The organism is Ruegeria sp. AM7 (genome assembly GCF_056535965.1).
On record NZ_JBQFJE010000003.1, the window covers coordinates 985696 to 1003252 of the forward strand.

General features: G+C 60.2%; 20 protein-coding genes. 8 read left to right on the forward strand and 12 right to left on the reverse strand.

The features are described from left to right. Positions 1 to 6: 6 nt before the first annotated feature. The 3 genes from ACR3EG_RS08615 to ACR3EG_RS08625 all read right to left on the reverse strand — a co-directional run bounded on the left by ACR3EG_RS08615 (position 7) and on the right by ACR3EG_RS08625 (position 1831). Entirely contained in the window at positions 7 to 831 is an 825-nt protein-coding gene (locus ACR3EG_RS08615; RefSeq protein WP_480494915.1) for an arginyltransferase, read from the reverse strand. Positions 832 to 909: 78 nt separating this feature from the next. Beyond that, positions 910 to 1341, reverse strand: coding sequence for an RDD family protein (locus ACR3EG_RS08620; RefSeq protein WP_209194620.1), 432 nt, complete (start codon positions 1339 to 1341; stop codon positions 910 to 912). Between the two features lie 67 nt (positions 1342 to 1408). After that, positions 1409 to 1831 (reverse strand): DUF2852 domain-containing protein, encoded by a 423-nt coding sequence (locus ACR3EG_RS08625; RefSeq protein ID WP_480494917.1) that lies wholly within the window; start codon positions 1829 to 1831, stop codon positions 1409 to 1411. 189 nt (positions 1832 to 2020) lie between these two features. Between ACR3EG_RS08625 and ACR3EG_RS08630 the strand changes: the two genes are divergently transcribed. From ACR3EG_RS08630 to ACR3EG_RS08645, 4 genes are read left to right on the forward strand one after another with little or no spacing between them, the layout of a single operon-like run. Then, on the forward strand, positions 2021 to 4807 hold the full coding sequence (locus ACR3EG_RS08630) for a [protein-PII] uridylyltransferase family protein (protein ID WP_480494919.1): 2787 nt from the start codon (positions 2021 to 2023) through the stop codon (positions 4805 to 4807). Further along, positions 4794 to 5063 (forward strand): hypothetical protein, encoded by a 270-nt coding sequence (locus ACR3EG_RS08635; protein WP_480494921.1) that lies wholly within the window; start codon positions 4794 to 4796, stop codon positions 5061 to 5063. The genes ACR3EG_RS08630 and ACR3EG_RS08635 overlap by 14 nt, the downstream gene beginning before the upstream one ends. Before the next feature lie 39 nt (positions 5064 to 5102). Next, positions 5103 to 6305 (forward strand): RSP_2647 family RNA methyltransferase, encoded by a 1203-nt coding sequence (locus tag ACR3EG_RS08640; protein WP_480494923.1) that lies wholly within the window; start codon positions 5103 to 5105, stop codon positions 6303 to 6305. Beyond that, positions 6302 to 6844 carry an RSP_2648 family PIN domain-containing protein gene (locus tag ACR3EG_RS08645; RefSeq protein WP_480494925.1) on the forward strand — a complete coding sequence of 181 codons (543 nt, stop codon included), beginning with the start codon at positions 6302 to 6304 and terminating at the stop codon, positions 6842 to 6844. Before ACR3EG_RS08640 ends, ACR3EG_RS08645 begins: the two co-directional genes overlap by 4 nt. A 71-nt stretch (positions 6845 to 6915) precedes the next feature. Here the strand turns inward: ACR3EG_RS08645 and ACR3EG_RS08650 are convergent, their stop codons facing one another. Next, on the reverse strand, positions 6916 to 7605 hold the full coding sequence (locus ACR3EG_RS08650) for a M48 family metallopeptidase (protein WP_480494927.1): 690 nt from the start codon (positions 7603 to 7605) through the stop codon (positions 6916 to 6918). A gap of 108 nt (positions 7606 to 7713) precedes the next feature. On the opposite strand from ACR3EG_RS08650, the gene ACR3EG_RS08655 reads away from it, so the two are divergent. Then, positions 7714 to 8178, forward strand: coding sequence for a GFA family protein (locus tag ACR3EG_RS08655; protein ID WP_480494929.1), 465 nt, complete (start codon positions 7714 to 7716; stop codon positions 8176 to 8178). A gap of 8 nt (positions 8179 to 8186) precedes the next feature. Here ACR3EG_RS08655 and ACR3EG_RS08660 read toward each other — a convergent pair whose 3' ends face one another. The 5 genes from ACR3EG_RS08660 to ACR3EG_RS08680 all read right to left on the reverse strand — a co-directional run bounded on the left by ACR3EG_RS08660 (position 8187) and on the right by ACR3EG_RS08680 (position 12301). Beyond that, entirely contained in the window at positions 8187 to 9371 is a 1185-nt protein-coding gene (locus ACR3EG_RS08660; RefSeq protein ID WP_480494930.1) for a vWA domain-containing protein, read from the reverse strand. 2 nt (positions 9372 to 9373) lie between these two features. Continuing rightward, positions 9374 to 9544, reverse strand: coding sequence for a hypothetical protein (locus tag ACR3EG_RS08665; protein WP_209194394.1), 171 nt, complete (start codon positions 9542 to 9544; stop codon positions 9374 to 9376). A 3-nt stretch (positions 9545 to 9547) separates the two neighbouring features. After that, positions 9548 to 10912: a DUF2927 domain-containing protein gene (locus tag ACR3EG_RS08670; RefSeq protein ID WP_480494932.1), complete on the reverse strand. Its 1365-nt coding sequence runs from the start codon at positions 10910 to 10912 to the stop codon at positions 9548 to 9550. Further along, a complete protein-coding gene (locus tag ACR3EG_RS08675; RefSeq protein ID WP_170354459.1) occupies positions 10909 to 11358 on the reverse strand; it encodes a GNAT family N-acetyltransferase in 450 nt (149 codons plus the stop codon). The genes ACR3EG_RS08670 and ACR3EG_RS08675 overlap by 4 nt, the downstream gene beginning before the upstream one ends. 97 nt (positions 11359 to 11455) lie before the next feature. Further along, on the reverse strand, positions 11456 to 12301 hold the full coding sequence (locus ACR3EG_RS08680) for an AAA family ATPase (protein ID WP_353390247.1): 846 nt from the start codon (positions 12299 to 12301) through the stop codon (positions 11456 to 11458). A 372-nt stretch (positions 12302 to 12673) separates the two neighbouring features. On the opposite strand from ACR3EG_RS08680, the gene dksA reads away from it, so the two are divergent. After that, entirely contained in the window at positions 12674 to 13096 is a 423-nt protein-coding gene (gene dksA, locus ACR3EG_RS08685) for an RNA polymerase-binding protein DksA (RefSeq protein ID WP_170354457.1), read from the forward strand. Between the two features lie 72 nt (positions 13097 to 13168). After that, complete coding sequence (locus ACR3EG_RS08690) at positions 13169 to 14320, forward strand: FAD-dependent monooxygenase (protein ID WP_480494935.1); 1152 nt, start codon at positions 13169 to 13171, stop codon at positions 14318 to 14320. A gap of 3 nt (positions 14321 to 14323) precedes the next feature. Here ACR3EG_RS08690 and xth read toward each other — a convergent pair whose 3' ends face one another. Together xth and ACR3EG_RS08700 are read right to left on the reverse strand one after the other, a co-directional pair. Further along, the gene (gene xth, locus ACR3EG_RS08695) at positions 14324 to 15103 is read right to left on the reverse strand and encodes an exodeoxyribonuclease III (RefSeq protein ID WP_480494937.1); all 780 of its coding nucleotides are present in this window, start codon (positions 15101 to 15103) and stop codon (positions 14324 to 14326) included. A 278-nt stretch (positions 15104 to 15381) separates the two neighbouring features. After that, positions 15382 to 15705: a HesB/IscA family protein gene (locus ACR3EG_RS08700; protein ID WP_170354454.1), complete on the reverse strand. Its 324-nt coding sequence runs from the start codon at positions 15703 to 15705 to the stop codon at positions 15382 to 15384. A gap of 76 nt (positions 15706 to 15781) precedes the next feature. Between ACR3EG_RS08700 and ACR3EG_RS08705 the strand changes: the two genes are divergently transcribed. Next, a complete protein-coding gene (locus ACR3EG_RS08705; RefSeq protein ID WP_480494939.1) occupies positions 15782 to 16954 on the forward strand; it encodes a deoxyguanosinetriphosphate triphosphohydrolase in 1173 nt (390 codons plus the stop codon). Here the strand turns inward: ACR3EG_RS08705 and ACR3EG_RS08710 are convergent. After that, entirely contained in the window at positions 16936 to 17487 is a 552-nt protein-coding gene (locus ACR3EG_RS08710; RefSeq protein WP_170752687.1) for a putative pterin-binding protein, read from the reverse strand. The genes ACR3EG_RS08705 and ACR3EG_RS08710 overlap by 19 nt on opposite strands. Positions 17488 to 17557 lie beyond the last annotated feature (70 nt).

Consider the following 17557-nt stretch of genomic DNA (forward strand, 5'->3'; position numbering starts at 1 on the left):
GGGACTTCAGCCTTTGGTCGGGTGTCGGTCAGGCAATTGGATATTCGCCACTTGTTCGGCAATCGGAGCGGTGGACAGAGGGTGGTGGCCCGATCCTGCAAGATCATCCGGGTTTCCGACCTTGACCCATTCACCCTGAATATATGCCTCTAACCCCGAAAACCGGGCCTTATATCCCATCTTGGGGCTGCCAGGGACCCAATATCCAAGATAAACATAGGGCAGCCCGGCCTCGCGTGCGATGTCGATATGATCGAGGATCATATAGGTGCCCAAGGAATTCCGCGGTTGATGCGGGTCATAGAACGAGTAGACCATGCTAAGCCCGTCATCCAGAACATCGGTCAGACTAACGGCGATCAGGTCATCGGTGTCGGGGTCCGCATATTCAACAACGCGGCTGCGGATCGGAGTTTCCTCGATCATTGCGGCGAATTCGAACACGTCCATATCGGCCATACCTCCATCGGCATGGCGGGTATCCAGATAGCGGCGAAACAGCTCGTACTGTTCATCGGTGGCCCAAGGCGAATTGGCCTTGCGCTGCAGGTACGCGTTTCGCTTGACCGCGCGCTTTTGGCTTTTGCTGGGGGCAAACGCGGATACGTCGATACGCGCTGACAGACAAGCGGCGCAATCGGCACATGACGGCCGGTACAGGACGTTTTGCGAGCGCCGGAACCCTTGTTGCGACAAAGAGTTATTCAGTTGATCCGCCCCTTCGCCCTGTAGGGCTGTGAACAGCTTCCGCTCCATCCTGCCCTCAAGATAAGGGCAAGGCTGTGGGGCCGTCACATAGAATTGTGGCGCGATAGGCAGCGTGTGTCGCATGAAAGTCCCGTGTTTCCTGACCGGGATGATAGCAATCGATCCCGGAGCCGCCAAGTGATTCACGCGACAGGGTTACTATTACGCGCGCTGGTTGATCATCACCGTTCCAAGGAAGGAATCCGTCAGGCCCTGTCCGCGGGAACTGGTCAGCATCATGATGACCGAGATGACCTGCACCACAAAGATCGCCATGCTGACGAAATATCCCGCTGTATGGGCGATAGCCTTGCCCAGGTCCATCCGTGCGCCGAATGCATCGCGCAGTTCGATTCCCATAAAACGCATGCCCAAAGTGGCCGACCCGTTCGCAATCGTGACGACACGGTAGACAAAGCTGATGACGGCGTAGATCAGAGGCAAAAAGAACAGTCCGGCAAAAAAAGTTAGAAAGACCGGCACAATACAAAGCAGCGATATCAGCGCGATATCGAACAGCCAGGCAACAAAGCGCTTGGTCGCCACCGATTGATAGAATTCCGGTTGGCGATCTGGATCTGGTAGATGAGTCATATAGGGATATCCGCGTCGTTGAATGGGTTCACCCTGTCCCGAAAACCGGGGCAGGGCAAGGATCAGATCAGGCGCGTGCGTCGCTTTCGTCTGCATCGTGGTTATCACGGGCGCGTTCGTCCATGAACTGATCGAACTCGGCCTTGTCTTTGGCATCGCGCAGGCGGCGCAGGAAGGCTTCGAAATCCTGTTGTTCGCGCTCGAGCCGGGCCAGGGTGTCGGCCTTATAGGCATCAAAGGCGTTGTTGCCCGACGGTTTCATCGCGCTCATGTGGCTGTTCCAGGACGTGCGACGGCTGCAGGATTTGCTGAACATGCGTTTGCTCCAGATCATATAGGCCAGAAGGGCCAGGCCCACAGGCCAGAAAAAGATGAAACCTAGGACCATGGCGGCAATCCAGGCGCCTTTGCCCTTGTCGTCCAGCCAGGCCTCGATACGGTGCAGCCATCCCGGATTTGAAGGGACGGCGGGGTCGGATAGTGCGGTCATTTTGGTCTCCGGGGTTGATGTAAATTGCCTTCACATTGAATAGATGGGAGTTGGGCGGCAGGTTGCAAGGGGTATATGTAAAAATGTTTTACATTGACTTTGCGGGGGTGTCGCAGAGATGCAGATAGGACTTGTGCAAGCCTTTGAAATCAGGCCATTTGGGGGCAGTAACACGCCGGAGGCCCCATCATGTCCGCTCTGACGATCCACCGAATGCCACGCCCTTTCGATCCCGCGTTGGGTGAAGAAACACGGGGACTGGTTGCGGATCTGACGCCGGAACAGGCTGATCTGATCGCGGGTGTCGCGGGCTCTAGCCCGTATCTCAAAGGGTTGATCGAGCGGGAAAAAGACTGGCTGGCCGGGGCCTTGCAGCAGCCGGATCAGGCGCTGGCCGAAGTGATGGCCGCCGCCCGCACGCTGCCGCCGGATCAACTGAAGCCCGGTTTGCGGAGAGGCAAACGGCGGATGGCGTTGCTGACCGCACTGGCCGATGTGGCGGGGGCGTGGCGGCTAGAGAAAGTCACGGCGGCGCTGACGGATTTCGGTGCGCAGGCGGCTGATGTGGCCGCTAAGGCCGAGATCGCGGCGCTGATCCGGCGCGGCAAACTGCCGGGCATGACCGAGGACGACGTTGAGACCGCCGCTGGGATGATTATTCTGGCCATGGGCAAGATGGGCGCGCATGAGCTGAATTACAGCTCGGATATCGACCTGATCGTGTTGTTCGACGAAACTCGGTTTGACCCGGATGATTTCTACGAGGCGCGTCATGGCATGGTGCGTGCCACGCGGAACTTCTGCGCCACGCTTAGCGATAAAACCGCTGATGGTTATGTGTTCCGCACGGATTTGCGTCTGCGCCCCGATCCGGGCGTGACGCCTGTTTGCATAGCGGCAGAGGCCGCCGAGCGGTATTACGAAAGCCTCGGCCGCACGTGGGAGCGTGCCGCCTATATCAAAGCGCGCCCCTGTGCAGGGGACATCGCGGCGGGGCAGCGGTTTCTGGACACGCTGCGCCCCTTTGTCTGGCGGCGGCATCTGGATTTTGCGGCCATTCAGGACGCCCATGACATGCGCCTGCGCATCCGCGAAAACAAAGGAACCGGCGGTGCGCTGACCATTCCGGGCCACGACATGAAGCTGGGGCAGGGCGGCATTCGTGAGATTGAGTTCTTCACCCAGACCCGCCAGTTGATCGCTGGGGGGCGTGACCCCGATCTGCGCGTCCGAGGCACAGTGCCAGGGCTGGCTGCGCTGGCCGAAAAAAGCTGGGTGCCGCAGGAGGTCGCCGACAAACTGACCGATCATTACCGCGCCCATCGCGAGGTTGAACACCGCATCCAGATGATCCACGACGCCCAGACCCATAAGGTGCCGCAATCAGAGGAAGGGATCGCGCGCGTCGCCTGCCTGATGGGGATGGACAGCGAAGATCTAACCTTTGACCTCACCCGCCGCCTGACCGAGGTGCATGAACTGACCGAAGGGTTCTTCGCGCCCGGAGCAGTAGCCCCCGCGCCGACCCCCGAGGTCACCTTTGACGAAGGCGTCATGGCGCGCTGGCCGACCTATCCAGCGCTGCGCTCGCAACGGGGCGCGCGTATATTCGAGCGGCTGAAACCGGAACTGCTGTCGCGTCTGGCCAAAACCGCGAAACCGGACGAAGCGCTGCTGGCGCTCGATGGGTTCCTGTCGGGCTTGCCTGCAGGTGTGCAACTGTTTTCTCTGTTCGAGGCCAACCCCCATCTGATCGACCTGCTGGTGGATATTGTTGGCACGTCTCATGCGCTGGCGGGACATTTGTCGCGCAATGCCTCAGTCTTTGATGCGGTGATTGGCGGCAGTTTCTTTGACGACTGGCCCGGGCAAGCGGTGTTGCGGGCCGATCTGGAGCAGGCGCTGGCGCAAGAGGCGGATTACGAGACGCAGCTGGATTTCGCCCGTCGCTGGTGCAAGGAATGGCATTTCCGCATTGGCGTCCACCACTTGCGCGGGTTGATCGACGGGGCGCAGGCCGGGCAGCACTATGCCGATCTGGCCAGCGCCGTGATCGCCGCGCTTTTGCCGCATGTGGCCGGGCAATTCGCCCGCAAACACGGGCCCGCGCCGGGGCGTGGGGCGGCGGTGCTGGGCATGGGGTCGATCGGGGCAGGGCGGATCAATTCGCAATCAGATCTGGACATGATCGTGATCTATGACCCGCTGGATCAGGACATGTCCGACGGTCCGCGCCCGCTGGCCACGCGCACCTATTACGCGCGGTTCACGCAGGCGCTGATCACGGCCCTGTCCGCGCCCATGTCGCAGGGGCGGCTCTATGAGGTCGACATGCGCCTACGCCCTTCGGGCAATCAGGGACCGGTGGCGACCAGTTGGGCCAGCTTTACCAATTATCAGCAGAATGAGGCCTGGGTGTGGGAGCACCTGGCCCTGACCCGCGCCCGTGTGGTGGCCGGGGCCGCTGAACTGGCGCAGGATATCGAAACCTTCCGCGCCGAGTTCCTGACCCGTCCCCGCGATACCGCGAAGGTGCTGCGCGAAGTGGCCGAGATGCGCACGCGGCTTGCCGCTGCCAAATCTCCGGCCGGTATCTGGGATGCCAAGAACGGCGCAGGCCGCATGATGGATATCGAACTGATGGCCGAGACGGGCGCGTTGCTGTCCGGTCTGCCGCAGCGCGATGTGCATACGGGGCTGGACGGTGCGGTCGCTGCCGGGCTGCTGGAGGTCGCGCAGGCGCAAACGCTCAAGGGCTGCTATGATCTATGCTGGTCGGTGCAATGCGCGGCCCGGCTGCTGTCGGGCAAGGTGATCGAGGCCGACAAGATCGGCGAAGGTGGCACCGCTTTCCTGTGCCGGGCCACCGGGTTTGAACAGGTCGAACAGCTCCAGGCCGCGCTGCAGGACAGTTACGACACCGCCGCCGGGATCATCGGCCGCGTGATTTCGGAGGATACCCATGGCGCGCAGTGACGACCCCAATGACCACAAGGGCCTGATCCGCGAGGCCTATAATATTGAGGGCATCACATTGCCCGAATGCCGGACCATCTTTCTGGACTGGGCGCTCAGCCTGCCTGCGGATCGGGACCAGACGCAGGCGCTGACCGATCTGCACGCGGTCTACGCAGCGCAGGCGGATCACCCGATGACGCAGGTGCTGACCGAGGGATTGCAGGCAGCACAAAAACCCAAACGCCGCGGCGGCTGGCGGTCCCGCGATCGCTAGGGCTTTTCCCCGCGCGCCGGAGCCACTAAGAGGAGCGGCATGACCCAATCCTCCGACCGCCCCCGTATCCGCCTGAAACCCAAAGCCAATGCGCGCGGTCTGCGCCACGGGTTCCCTTGGGTCTATGCCAATGACATCGTCACCGACCGCCGCACCCGCAAAATTCCGGCGGGGGCTTTGGCGGTGTTGGAAGACGAAAACCGCGCGCCCATTGCGCTGGTCGCAGTAAACCCCGAGTCCAAGATCATGTGCCGCGTGTTGGACCGCGATCTGGATGCCGAACTTAACGCCGAGTGGTTCGAAACCCGCCTGCGCCGCGCGTTAGATATGCGCGAGCGCCTGTTCGACGCGCCTTATTACCGTCTGATCCATGCTGAGGCGGACGGCTTTCCCGGCGTCATCATCGACCGCTTTGGTGACGCCTGCGTCATCCAACCCAATGCGGCATGGGCCGAGGCGCATCTGGACACTCTGACCGACGCGCTGGTCGCGGTGACCGGCGTGACCACGGTGCTGAAAAATGCCTCGGGCCGGACACGCGGGCTTGAGGGGCTGGACGATGCCAACCTTACCCTGCGCGGCACGGCCCCCGATGCGCCGCTGCCGGTGCCTATGAATGGCGCGACCTATATGGCCGACCTGACCGGCGGCCAGAAAACCGGGCTGTTCTATGACCAACGCCCCAACCACGCCTTCGCGGCGCGGCTGGTACAACCCGGCGCGCAGGTGCTGGATGTGTTCAGCCATGTGGGCGGGTTCGGTCTGGCGATGCTGGCTGGCGGAGCCGGGCAGGCACTGTCCGTGGATGGCTCAGCCGCTGCGCTGGAATTAGCCGCCCAAGGCGCGCAGGCGTCCGGCTGTGCCGACCGGTTCCAAACCCGGCAGGGCGATGCCTTCGATGTGCTGACCCAATTGGGCGAAGAGGGCGCGCAATTCGACGTAGTGATCTGCGACCCGCCTGCCTTTGCGCCCTCGAAACTGGCACTGGACGCGGGCCTACGCGCCTATGAACGCATCGCGCGTCTGGCCGCGCCGCTGGTCAAACCGGGCGGATATCTGGGTCTGTGCTCGTGCTCCCATGCCGCCGATCTGGGTCGTTTCCGCGACGCCTCATCGCGGGGGATCGGGCGGGCCGGGCGGCAGGCGCAACTGATCCATACGGGTTCTGCCGGACCAGACCACCCGCAACTGCCGCAACTGGCGGAAAGTGGCTACCTCAAAGCCGTGTTCTACCGGCTGTGAGGGCGGTTCTGGATACCTGCGTCATCTACCCCACGGTGATGCGAGAGATGCTGCTGGGCGCGGCAAAACTAGGTCATTTCGATCCCATATGGTCGGCGCGCATTCTCGAAGAATGGGCCCGCGCCGCCCGCAAGCTGGGCCCTTCGGGCGAGGCACAGGCCCGCGCCGAAATCGCCCTGACGCAATCGCAGTGGCCCAAGGCGGAACGCGCGGCGCAACCGGGTCTGGAACAGCGCCTCTGGCTGCCCGATGATGCTGATGTTCATGTGCTGGCCACCGCCATAGCCTCGTCATCAGATGTGATCGTCACCATGAACGCCAAGGATTTCCCCCGCAACATCCTGTCGGAGGAGGGCCTGATCCGCCAAGACCCCGACGCGCTGCTGCATGGCTTCTGGAAAGCCGACCCGCAAGGCCTGTCGGACATTGCCAATCGTGTTCTAGCCGAGGCCAACCGCCTCTCAGGCGACCAATGGACCCTGCGCGCACTGATGAAAAAAGCCCGCCTCCCACGCCTAGGCAAAGCCCTCACCACCTAAACCCGATCCGCTCTTCATCTGGCTGAAAATACCTCGGGGTGTGTGAGGGGCTGGCCCCTCACGGCCGCAACCTATCCACCCGCACTCCAACGCTGTTCAAGCGCCTCCAGCGCCGCAATCCGCTCATCCGTCTTGGGGTGGCTCATCAACCAAGCAGGCGTGACACCGGCTCGTTGTTCGGTCAGCTCTTCGAGCTTGTGGAACAGGGATTTCTGCGGTCCTATTCCGATCCCCGCTTTGGTCAGCAGTGCGGCGGCATATTCATCCGCCTCATATTCATCGCCGCGTGACAAGCGCGAAGCCAGCAGATGCGCGAGCATATTCGCAATCCACGCGCCGATAAACGGAATGAACCGGTTCAACACCATCATCAACGCCGTCCGCAGCGCGTTCTGACCGGAGAAATCAATCATCCGCCGCCTCGCATGACCCAAGGCCACATGGCTCAGCTCATGTGCGATCACACTGGCCATTTCCTCGGCCGAGACGTCGCCATCGCGGAACTTGCGATAAAACCCCCGCGTGATGAAAATCCGCCCGTCCGGCGCGGCCAACCCATTTACAGGGTCGATTTCGTAGATGTAGACCGGCACCCGCTCGATCTCGAGCGCCGCCGCCAAACGATCGGTCATGCGTTTCAGCGCAGGGTCCGCCAACTCGGTCGATTTCGCGTCCAATTCGCGATGGGTACGCCACACGGAAATCCGGTACATGACGACGGCATAGGCGATGGCCAACAGGATCGGGGTCAGGCGCAGCATAGATCAGATATGGGGCTGCGCAGAGGCCGAAGCAACAGGAAAATGACGCTGCGCAACAGCCTGTGAGGGCGCGTTGACCGGTCGCGGGTGGCGTGTTTAACCTGCGGCATGACACAGATCCAGACTTCCTGCACCTGCGGCCAGACTCACGTGATTGTCAAAGCCGCGCCGCGTGTTCGTTTCCGCTGCCACTGCACGAAATGCCAATCCGTTTATCAGGCGCCCTACGCGGATGCCTTGCTGCTGCGCCGGGGGCAGGCGCGTCCTGTTGATCCGTCAACCATCAAATGGATTCACACCAAAAGCCCTTCGCCTCTGTCACGCGGTCTGTGCAAATCCTGCGGCGATCCGATGCTGGCCTACCTGTTCGGCGCGCTGTCGGTGGTTCCGGCCCGCACGGCGCAGCAGATGGAACTGCCACAGGTCGATTGCGACATCTATTACGGCACGCGGGTCGAAGATCAGTTGGACGACGTCCCAAAATACTCGGGCGCGGTGTCAACCTATCTGGGCCTGACTTTACCCCTGACCCGAGTGCTGGCATTGCCGGGCCGGGAGCCAACAAGCAGTTAAGAGCCGGTTCAGCGCGTCAGTTCGCGCATTCCTTGCTCTAGCCCGGCCAGAGTCATCGGTACCATGCGGTCCTCGAAAATCTCGCGGATCATGCTGATGGAATGGGTGTAGTCCCAGTATTTCTCGGGCACCGGGTTGATCCACAGGTTTGAATTCCACTGATCGCGGGCGCGTTGCAGCCAGACTTGCCCGGCCTCTTGGTTCCAATGCTCATTGGCACCGCCGGGATAGGCGATTTCATAGGGGCTCATGGAGGCGTCGCCCACGAAAATGCATTTGTAATCAGGGCCGTAGGTGCGCAGCACTTCGTGTGTGGGCGTTTGCTGATCCCAGCGACGGGCATTGTCGCGCCAGACGCCTTCGTAAAGGCAATTGTGGAAATAGTAATATTCCAAATGCTTGAACTCGGTCCGCGCGGCCGAGAACAGCTCTTCGACCACCTTGATATGCGGGTCCATTGATCCGCCCACATCCAGAAACAGAAGCACTTTGACCGCGTTGTGACGCTCGGGGCGGGTTTTGACGTCCAGATAGCCGTGTTCGGCGGTGGCACGGATGGTGCCGTCCAGATCCAGCTCGTCCGCCGCGCCTTCGCGGGCCCAGCGGCGCAGGCGTTTCAGGGCGACCTTGATGTTGCGGGTGCCCAGTTCAACTGTGTCGTCTAAGTTTTTGAATTCGCGCTTGTCCCAGACCTTGACCGCACGCTGGTGGCGGCTTTCCTTCTGGCCGATGCGCACGCCCTCGGGGTTATAGCCATACGCCCCGAACGGAGAGGTTCCGGCAGTGCCGATCCATTTGTTGCCACCCTGATGGCGGCCTTCCTGATCCTTGAGCCGCTCTTGCAGCGTCTCCATCAGTTTCTCGAACCCGCCCATGGCCTCGATCTCGGCCTTTTCTTCTTCGGACAGGTGTTTCTCGGCCATCTTGGCCAGCCATTCGGCGGGGATGTCCACGGCCTCGATCACCTGATCAAAGCTGATTTCCTCCAAGCCCTTAAAGCTGGCGGCGAAGGCTTGGTCGAACTTGTCGATATTGCGCTCGTCCTTCACCATCGAAACACGGGCGAGGTAGTAGAACGCCTCGACATCATAGGTGGCCAGACCCTTTTTCATGCCTTCCAGAAAGGTCAGGTATTCGCGCAGGGATACTGGAATACGGGCTTTGCGGAGGTTCTCAAAGAAGGGCAGGAACATGGTTACGAAATCAGTCTGACGATGATCAGTGACAGGATAAGGCCCACCAGCGAAAAAGCGATACCATAGCCCGCGGCGTATTGTGCCATGTCCGCACCACTGCCGTTACGCTTGCGCGCGGCCATCGCTCCGAGGATCGCCCCCAGTAATGCCATTCCCAGAACTACGACCATGCGTTAACCGCCTCTGTTATTCGCGGGTGCCTCTGCAACGTCCTGCATCAGCGACCGGACCACCGTTTCCGAGCCAAACCCGTAGCGTGCCCACCCCAGACTGTCCAGCCTGACGGAACGTGCTTCGGTTGCGCGTCCCGCCTGATTTAGAGCCTCGGATTTCAGCAGCAATAGTGTTGCCAGCTGCGAGGCGTTTTCAGCGCGCGTCATAACGTCGATGGCTTTGTCCAATTCGGGCAGGAATTGTGGTCCGCTGCCTTGAGCCAAGGCATAAGTTCCAAGTTGGGTCGTGATATACGCCTGATGAATTTCTGTGTTTGGTGTCGCGCGCAGGAATTGCAGGGCGGTGTCATAGTCGCGCAAGGCTTTTTGCGGATTGTCGAACTGCTCCATCCGACCCATCAGAAAATAGGGATAGGCACGACGGTGGTCGGTCCATCCTTGTTCCGCACCTATCCGGGCGGCGCGACTGGCCGAGCGCAGTCTGGCATCAACACTGCGGTTTGGGTTGAGCGAACTCTGGATGGCTCGGATCCAGTCTCGCGTGGTCTGGGTCGTTGGTTGCGTCGGCACGTTTTCACCGCGCGGGTTCAGACGTTTGAGCACGTCAGGTATGACGGCCTCGACCTCTTCGCGGGTCATACCGCTGCGCAGCTCAGGCGCATAGGCCGCGCGCAGGACCAGCATATCGAACCCAGTCAGAACGGTGTGTATGTTGTCGTCGTTAAAGATCGAATCCGGTAGATGATACAGATCGTTTAAAGGGCCTAAAGCCTGCGCCAGCTCTTCGTGCAGGCAGTCGCGTTTTTCCTGTGGGCTGGCGTCGAAGGGGATGAAAATGCCCAGTCTTTCCCGGTTGCGCAGGCGGAGCCAACTGCTTTTCTGTTTGCGCCGATCCCGGCGGTATTCCTCAAAGTCCGAAGAGTTGGGCACCACGAAACAGGCCGCCTGGGGCAGGATACTTTGGATTTGCTCCTGGCTGACGGCTTCGATGGTGATATTGGCGGGGCCGTCCTGGATTTGCCGGATATCGATCTCGGCTTCACGCTGTAAGCGGGTCAGAAGGCGTCGGAGATCGCGTTGCATTGAAGGGGTGACCTGACCCGTAAGGCGCACGGTTACCGGTTCTTCAAACCGGGTGAAGACAGGCAGCGCAGTGCCGCTTTCCAACGCGAAATGAAGCGACACGAAATCCTGCGCGATATTCACGTTGGATCGCGTGGGCGGGGTAGGGCGCGCGGTCGCGAATGACTTGGCCGGCGGCAGGATGTCTTCGGTTGGTTTGACGCGCGTCGGCGGTTCGGGTGGGGTGACCGTGGTGCAGCCTGCAAGGGCCAATCCGAACACCATCGCACCAAGCCTGATCATGGGCGTTGATACCGGATGAAGGGCGTTTGCTTGCCGATACGGTCATAGAGCTTGCGCGCAGTGTGGTTGAATTCCTGCGTCAACCAATAGACCGAGGGCGCGCCCTGACGGTCAGCTTCGTCATACACAGCCTGAATCAACGCACGGCCGACGCCGGTACCGCGTGATGCCGGGGTTGCGAACAGGTCTTGCAGATAACAGACAGACTCTTCCTTCCACGCATGACGGTGGAACAGGTAGTGCGTCAGCCCGACCAACTGTCCGGCGCTTTCGGCGACAAAGCAGGAAAAATCGTTCGGGTCATCCCCCAAAAGGCGGGCAAAAGTGGTGTCATAGGTGCCGTCGGGAACGGTCGTTTCATAGAACGCCAGATAATCGCGCCATAGTTCGGCCCATTGGGCGCGATCATCGGGCCGCAAGGCGCGGATCGTAAGGGTGTCAGACACTCAGCTTGTCCCATCTGCTCGGATGCCCGGTCTTCGGGCTGTCGTTAACCAATGCTGACAGCCCGCTTGCCGTATGGCAAGGCCGATCACCCCATGATCAGCGTTTGCTGCGCGCCATAAAAGCCAGACGTTCGAACAAGTGCACATCCTGTTCGTTTTTAAGCAGCGCGCCGTGAAGCTTGGGTAGGGCATTCGCTCCGTCGCGTTTCAGATCTTCGGCGGTCAGATCCTCGGCCAGAAGCAGTTTCAACCAGTCCAACACTTCCGAGGTCGAAGGTTTTTTCTTCAGCCCTTGCGTGTCGCGGATTTCATAGAACTGCGTTAGTGCGGTGGTCAGCAGCGCGTCCTTGATGCCGGGGTGATGAACCTCGACGATGCGGCGCATCGTGGTCTCATCGGGGAAACGGATATAGTGAAAGAAACACCGGCGCAGGAAGGCGTCGGGCAGTTCCTTTTCGTTGTTCGAGGTGATGATCACGATAGGCCGGTTCTTGGCTTTGATCGTCTCACCGGTCTCGTAGACGTGGAACTCCATCTTATCGAGTTCCTGCAGCAGATCGTTGGGAAATTCGATATCGGCCTTGTCGATCTCATCAATCAGCAGCACGACCTTTTCGTCGGCATCGAACGCCTGCCACAGCTTGCCTTTGCGGATATAGTTCGACACGTCATGCACACGCTCATCGCCCAGCTGGCTGTCACGCAAGCGGCTGACGGCGTCATATTCGTACAGGCCCTGCTGCGCGCGGGTGGTGGATTTCACGTTCCACTCGATCATCTTCAGACCCAGCGCACCAGCCACCTGTTTGGCCAGCTCGGTTTTGCCGGTGCCGGGTTCGCCCTTGACCAGTAGCGGACGCTCCAGTGTGACCGCGGCATTCACCGCGATGGTCAAATCATCAGTGGCAACATATTCGGCTGTGCCTTGAAAACGTGCGGTCATGGGGTCCTCATCCTGTATCGCGCGGCCTGTGATCTTCGGGTTACAGAGCAGTGAGGATTTTTACAACCCGCGTCGCTGCGTACCGTCGCGCCAAATTGGTCAGCGAGTCCAATGCCTTTGGTTGATTCGAGCGCTAACAGACCCTGCGGCATTTTGGGGATTGCCTTGAAAAGGTCCGCCAATTTTCACAGAAAAACAAGGTTTTGTTGTTTGATGTCTCATATTTAGACTGATTATGATCACACTTGTCCGGCGCTACGTTTGCATAGTGACAATCCCCGCGCCGTCAGATAAACGCTCCGCAGAAGGGAATGCCTCATGTCTGGTGAAGAGAGTGCACTCGGCGTTGAAGGCCACACCGAGGGAGCAAAAATGAAGCAGGAAGTATTTCTGCCCGAAGATTATCGTCCAGCCGAAGACGAGCCATTTATGAACGACAGGCAGCTTGAGTATTTTCGTCGCAAGCTGTTGGACTGGAAGACCGAACTTTTGGCAGGCAGCCGCGACACGATCGAAGGTCTGCAGGACAACACCCGTAACATCCCCGACGTTGCCGACCGCGCAAGCGAGGAAACCGACCGAGCTTTGGAACTGCGTACGCGCGACCGTCAGCGCAAACTGGTGGCTAAAATCGACTCGGCCCTGCGCCGGATTGATGAGGGTGAGTATGGTTACTGCGAAAAAACAGGCGACCCGATCTCGCTGAAGCGTCTGGATGCGCGCCCGATCGCAACCATGACGCTCGAGGCGCAGGAACGCCACGAGCGCCGCGAGAAGGTGCACCGCGACGATTGATCGCTGGTACTGCGGGAGATTCCAAAACGCCGAGGCCTGTCGCCTCGGCGTTTTTGCGTTTAAGGCGGGGTCATGAATATCGACGGTCTGAAATTCAGTGTCATTGGGGGCGGTATCGGCGGGCTGGCAGCGGCTTTGGTGCTGCGCCAACGCGGAGCGCAAGTTACGGTGTTCGAGCAGGCCCCGGCCCTGACCGAAGTAGGCGCGGGCTTGCAGATCAGCGCCAATGGCATGGTCGTGCTGCGCGCGCTGGGCGTGGTTGGCGCCGAGCCGCAACATGGCCAGCTGTCCCATGGCACGGTGCTACGCGACTATCGCAAAGGGCGTGTGGTCAGCCGTATGCCTGCGCCTGCGGCCGGGCCGACCTACTATTATCACCGCGCAGATCTGCTGGACCTGCTGCGTGCTGCAGCGATCGAGGCGGGGGTTGAGATCCGTCTGGGTGCGCGGGTCGAGACGGTCCTAAAACATCCCAACGAGGCCGAGTTGGTGTTGGCCAATGGAGAACACCTGCGGTCGGAATGCACCATAGCGGCCGATGGGGGGCGCAGCACCATTCGCCCGATCCTGAACGGGGCCGAGGCGCCTCAGTTCACCCACCAGATTGCATGGCGCGCAACGATCCCGTGGTCGCATCGTGATGAAACACCGCGCGCGTCGCTGACCATGGGACCTGGTCGCCACGTCGTCACCTATCCCCTGCGGGACCAGCGTCTGATGAACGTGGTCGCGATCGAGGAACGTTCGGATTGGCAGGAAGAAGGCTGGCGTCTGACCGGCGACCCCGACGACCTGCGCACGCGGTTTGCCGATTTCGGGGGTCCGGTGGGTGATATCCTGTCTCAGGTGACCGAGACCCATCTATGGGCGCTGTTCCTGCGCCCCGTAGCGCAAAACTGGCAGAACGGACGCCTTGCCTTGCTGGGGGATGCGGCCCATCCCACATTACCTTTTATGGCGCAGGGGGCCTGTCTGGCGCTGGAGGATGCATGGTGCCTTGCCCGCGCCTTCGAGGATCAGTCGGGTGTTACACAAGCCCTGGCCTCCTATGAAGCCCGTCGCCGTCTCCGAGCCACACGTGTGGTCGCCGCTGCAGGTGCCAACGCCCGCAATTTCCACTTGAGCGGCCCCATGCGGCTGGCAGCGCAGATGGCCCTGATGGCAGTGGGGCCGCAATTGTCAAAAAAATACGAGTGGATTTACAGCTACGACGCTACGGCGTAGCGCCTAAAGGTCCAGATCCACCCAAACCGGCACATGGTCCGAGGGTTTTTCCTGCCCGCGCACCGCCGCATCAATCTGGCAATCCCGCATCAGATCGGCTGCCTGTGGTGTCAGCAGGAAGTGGTCGATGCGAATGCCGTCATTCTTGTTCCAGGCACCGGCCTGATAGTCCCAAAACGAATAGTGGCCGGGGCCCTGAGTGCGTGCGCGAAAAGCCTCGGTGAATCCTAGGTTTAGAATCTTGCGAAAGGCTGCCCGGCTTTCGGGACGAAACAGGGCGTCCGCACGCCACGCATCGGGCCGCGCAGCATCCTCGGCCTGCGGGATGATATTGTAATCTCCGGCCATCAAGGCTGGTTCTTCGCTTGCAATCAAGTCGCGCGCGCGGTCGTAAAGTCGTTCCATCCACGCCAGTTTATAATCGTATTTGGGACCGGGGGCGGGGTTGCCGTTAGGCAGGTATAACCCGCAGATACGCAGAGCTTGTTTGCCAATCACAGTCGCCTCGATCCAGCGCGCCTGTTCGTCCTCGTCATCGCCGGGCAAGCCGCGTGTGACGTCTTCCAAAGGGAGTTTAGATAGGATCGCCACCCCGTTGAAGCTCTTTTGTCCATGGGTTTCAACGTTATACCCGCGTTCTTCGAATATCTCGCGGGGGAAGTTCTCGTCGACCGATTTAATTTCCTGCAGCAGGGCGATGTCCGGTTGTGCCTCGTCCAGCCACCGGGGCAGGGCCTCGGCACGCGCTTTGATCCCATTGATGTTGAACGTGGCGATTTTCATGCGCGGCCCTCCAAAGCTGTTGGCAACCTATCGCGCAGAATGAACCCAGCGGCAAGTGGCGGTATGGGATGCGAGGCGCTGCCTCGCGCTCCGAGGTATTTTTGGCCAGATGAAGAAACGGATTGTTAACCAGCTTTTGCGATCTATAGGACGCGGTACAGGCGGAGGCGCCGATGACCGCGCCAGGTGAAGCTCTCCGGCGGAAGGGTCGGAGAGCGGACCCCTCTTCATCTGGCTTAAAATACCTTGGGGGTGTGGGGGCAAAGCCCCCACCGACGCTACATCGAAAACGACGTGCCGCAGCCACAGGACGATGTGGCGTTGGGATTATCGATGACAAACCGCGCACCGATCAGTTCCTGAGTAAAGTCGATGACCGCATTTTCCAGAAAGGGTAGGGAAACCGAGTCCACGATGACCTTTTGGCCTTTGCCTTCCAACACAAGATCATCGTCTTTCGGCTGATCCAGCGCAATTTCATATTGAAACCCGGAACATCCGCCGCCTTCGACCGCGACGCGCAAAGCCTGCCCCTGATCCGCAGCGCCGATTTCGGCAAGACGGTCAAAGGCGCGTTCGGTGACTGTGGGGGGCAGATTCATGCCGGACTCCAAAGGTTTATTTCCTTGCTGCGCTACAATATATGTAACCAAAGGACAGGCGACAAGGACAAGACCTTTGGACAGAGCGGGTTTTGCCTCGGATCCCGACCGCGCACGAGGGCGGTTGGTACCGGAGGACGAGAGCAGTTTCCGGTCATGCTTTCAGCGCGACCGTGATAGGATCATTCATGCCAGCGCGTTTAGGCGGCTCAAACACAAGACCCAAGTGTTTGTCGAACATGAAGGGGACAGCTACCGCACCCGTCTGACCCATTCAATCGAAGTGGCGCAAGTTGCACGGACTATTGCCGGGGCCTTAGGTCTGAACCCCGAACTGACCGAGGCCGTGGCGCTGGCGCATGATTTGGGTCACACGCCTTTTGGTCATACGGGCGAAGACGCATTGCACGCGCTGATGCGGCCATATGGCGGGTTTGATCACAACGCTCAGGCCATTCGGATTGTCACCAAGCTGGAACGCCATTATGCCGAATTCGACGGTTGCAACCTGACTTGGGAGTGCCTGGAAGGCATTGCCAAACATAACGGTCCGGTGGTTGGTGAATTGCCCTGGGCGCTGGCCGAGTGCAACGGCGCGTTTGATCTGGAGCTGCACACTCATGCCAGCGCCGAGGCGCAGGTTGCGGCCCTATCCGACGACATTGCCTATAACAATCACGATTTGCTGGACGGTTTGCGGGCCGATTTGTTCAGCGATGATGAAATTCAAGCCCTGCCGATTGTGGGTGCATGCTATGCCGAGGTTGATCGCGCCTATCCAAATCTTGATCCGTATCGGCGCAGGCATGAAGCTCTGCGGCGCGTTTTCGGGGTCATGGTCTCGGATGTGATCGATACATCTGCCGCGTTGATTGCCGAATCCGGAGCGCTATCGGTGGAAGATATCCGCCATTTGGGCCGCCCGGTGATCCAGTTCTCGGGGCAATTGTGGGCGCAGTTGCAGGATATCCGCGCCTTTTTGTTCACCCGGATGTATCGCGCGCCCTCGGTGATGGAGGTCCGGGCCGAGGTTGGCAAGATCGTCGAGGAACTGTTCCCGATTTATCTCGGGGACCCCCGTCAAATGCCTGAGCGATGGCACGCTGATATCGAGGCTGCTTCGGATAAAACGGCTCTGGCCCGGATCGTGTCAGACTATATCGCCGGAATGACGGACCGGTTTGCGATACAGGATCATGTACGGTTGACAGGGCGACCCGCGCCGACGGGTCACTCGATCCCGATATAGGCCAGCGCCCAGACCTGTTGGCTGGCTTGAGCGTCGGCTGCGTCTGCATCGTCGGTTGGCGGGAACACGATCATGGTGGGGCCATATCCTCCGACGCCCATCGGTGCACCGTCGGCATGGGTGGCTAAAATAGGTTTGTACGTCGAAATGCTGTCCCATGGGATTTCCGCCTGATACCCGTCCATTGCCATGGGACGTGCGGTTTTTCCTTCGGCCCCCGCAAGGATCATGACATCCGACAGCAGCGGGCCACTAAACGTGTAGTCGCGTTGATGATCGGGCGGGCCATAGGGAATGGTGATCTGAACCTGGGGCAGGCTGTCCAGAAGGGCTGCGTCAAACCCTGCTGCCCCGTCATGAGTCACTTCGAGAAACCCAAGCAGCCCGCCGCCATTCTCGCCCCGCGCGGGCAGGTTGGTCTCAGTGACCGCGCCACCCAGTGTCACCAGCACATGTCCTTGCGGTGCGGGCATTTCGGCCAGAACGGGCAGGGCATAGGACAGAAGCAGGCTTAGGGGCAGGGCAAGGCGCATGAATGGTCTCCGATTAGGCAATTCTGCGCGACTTTAATGGGGAATGCGCTTAAACCAAGAGCAAACTTTA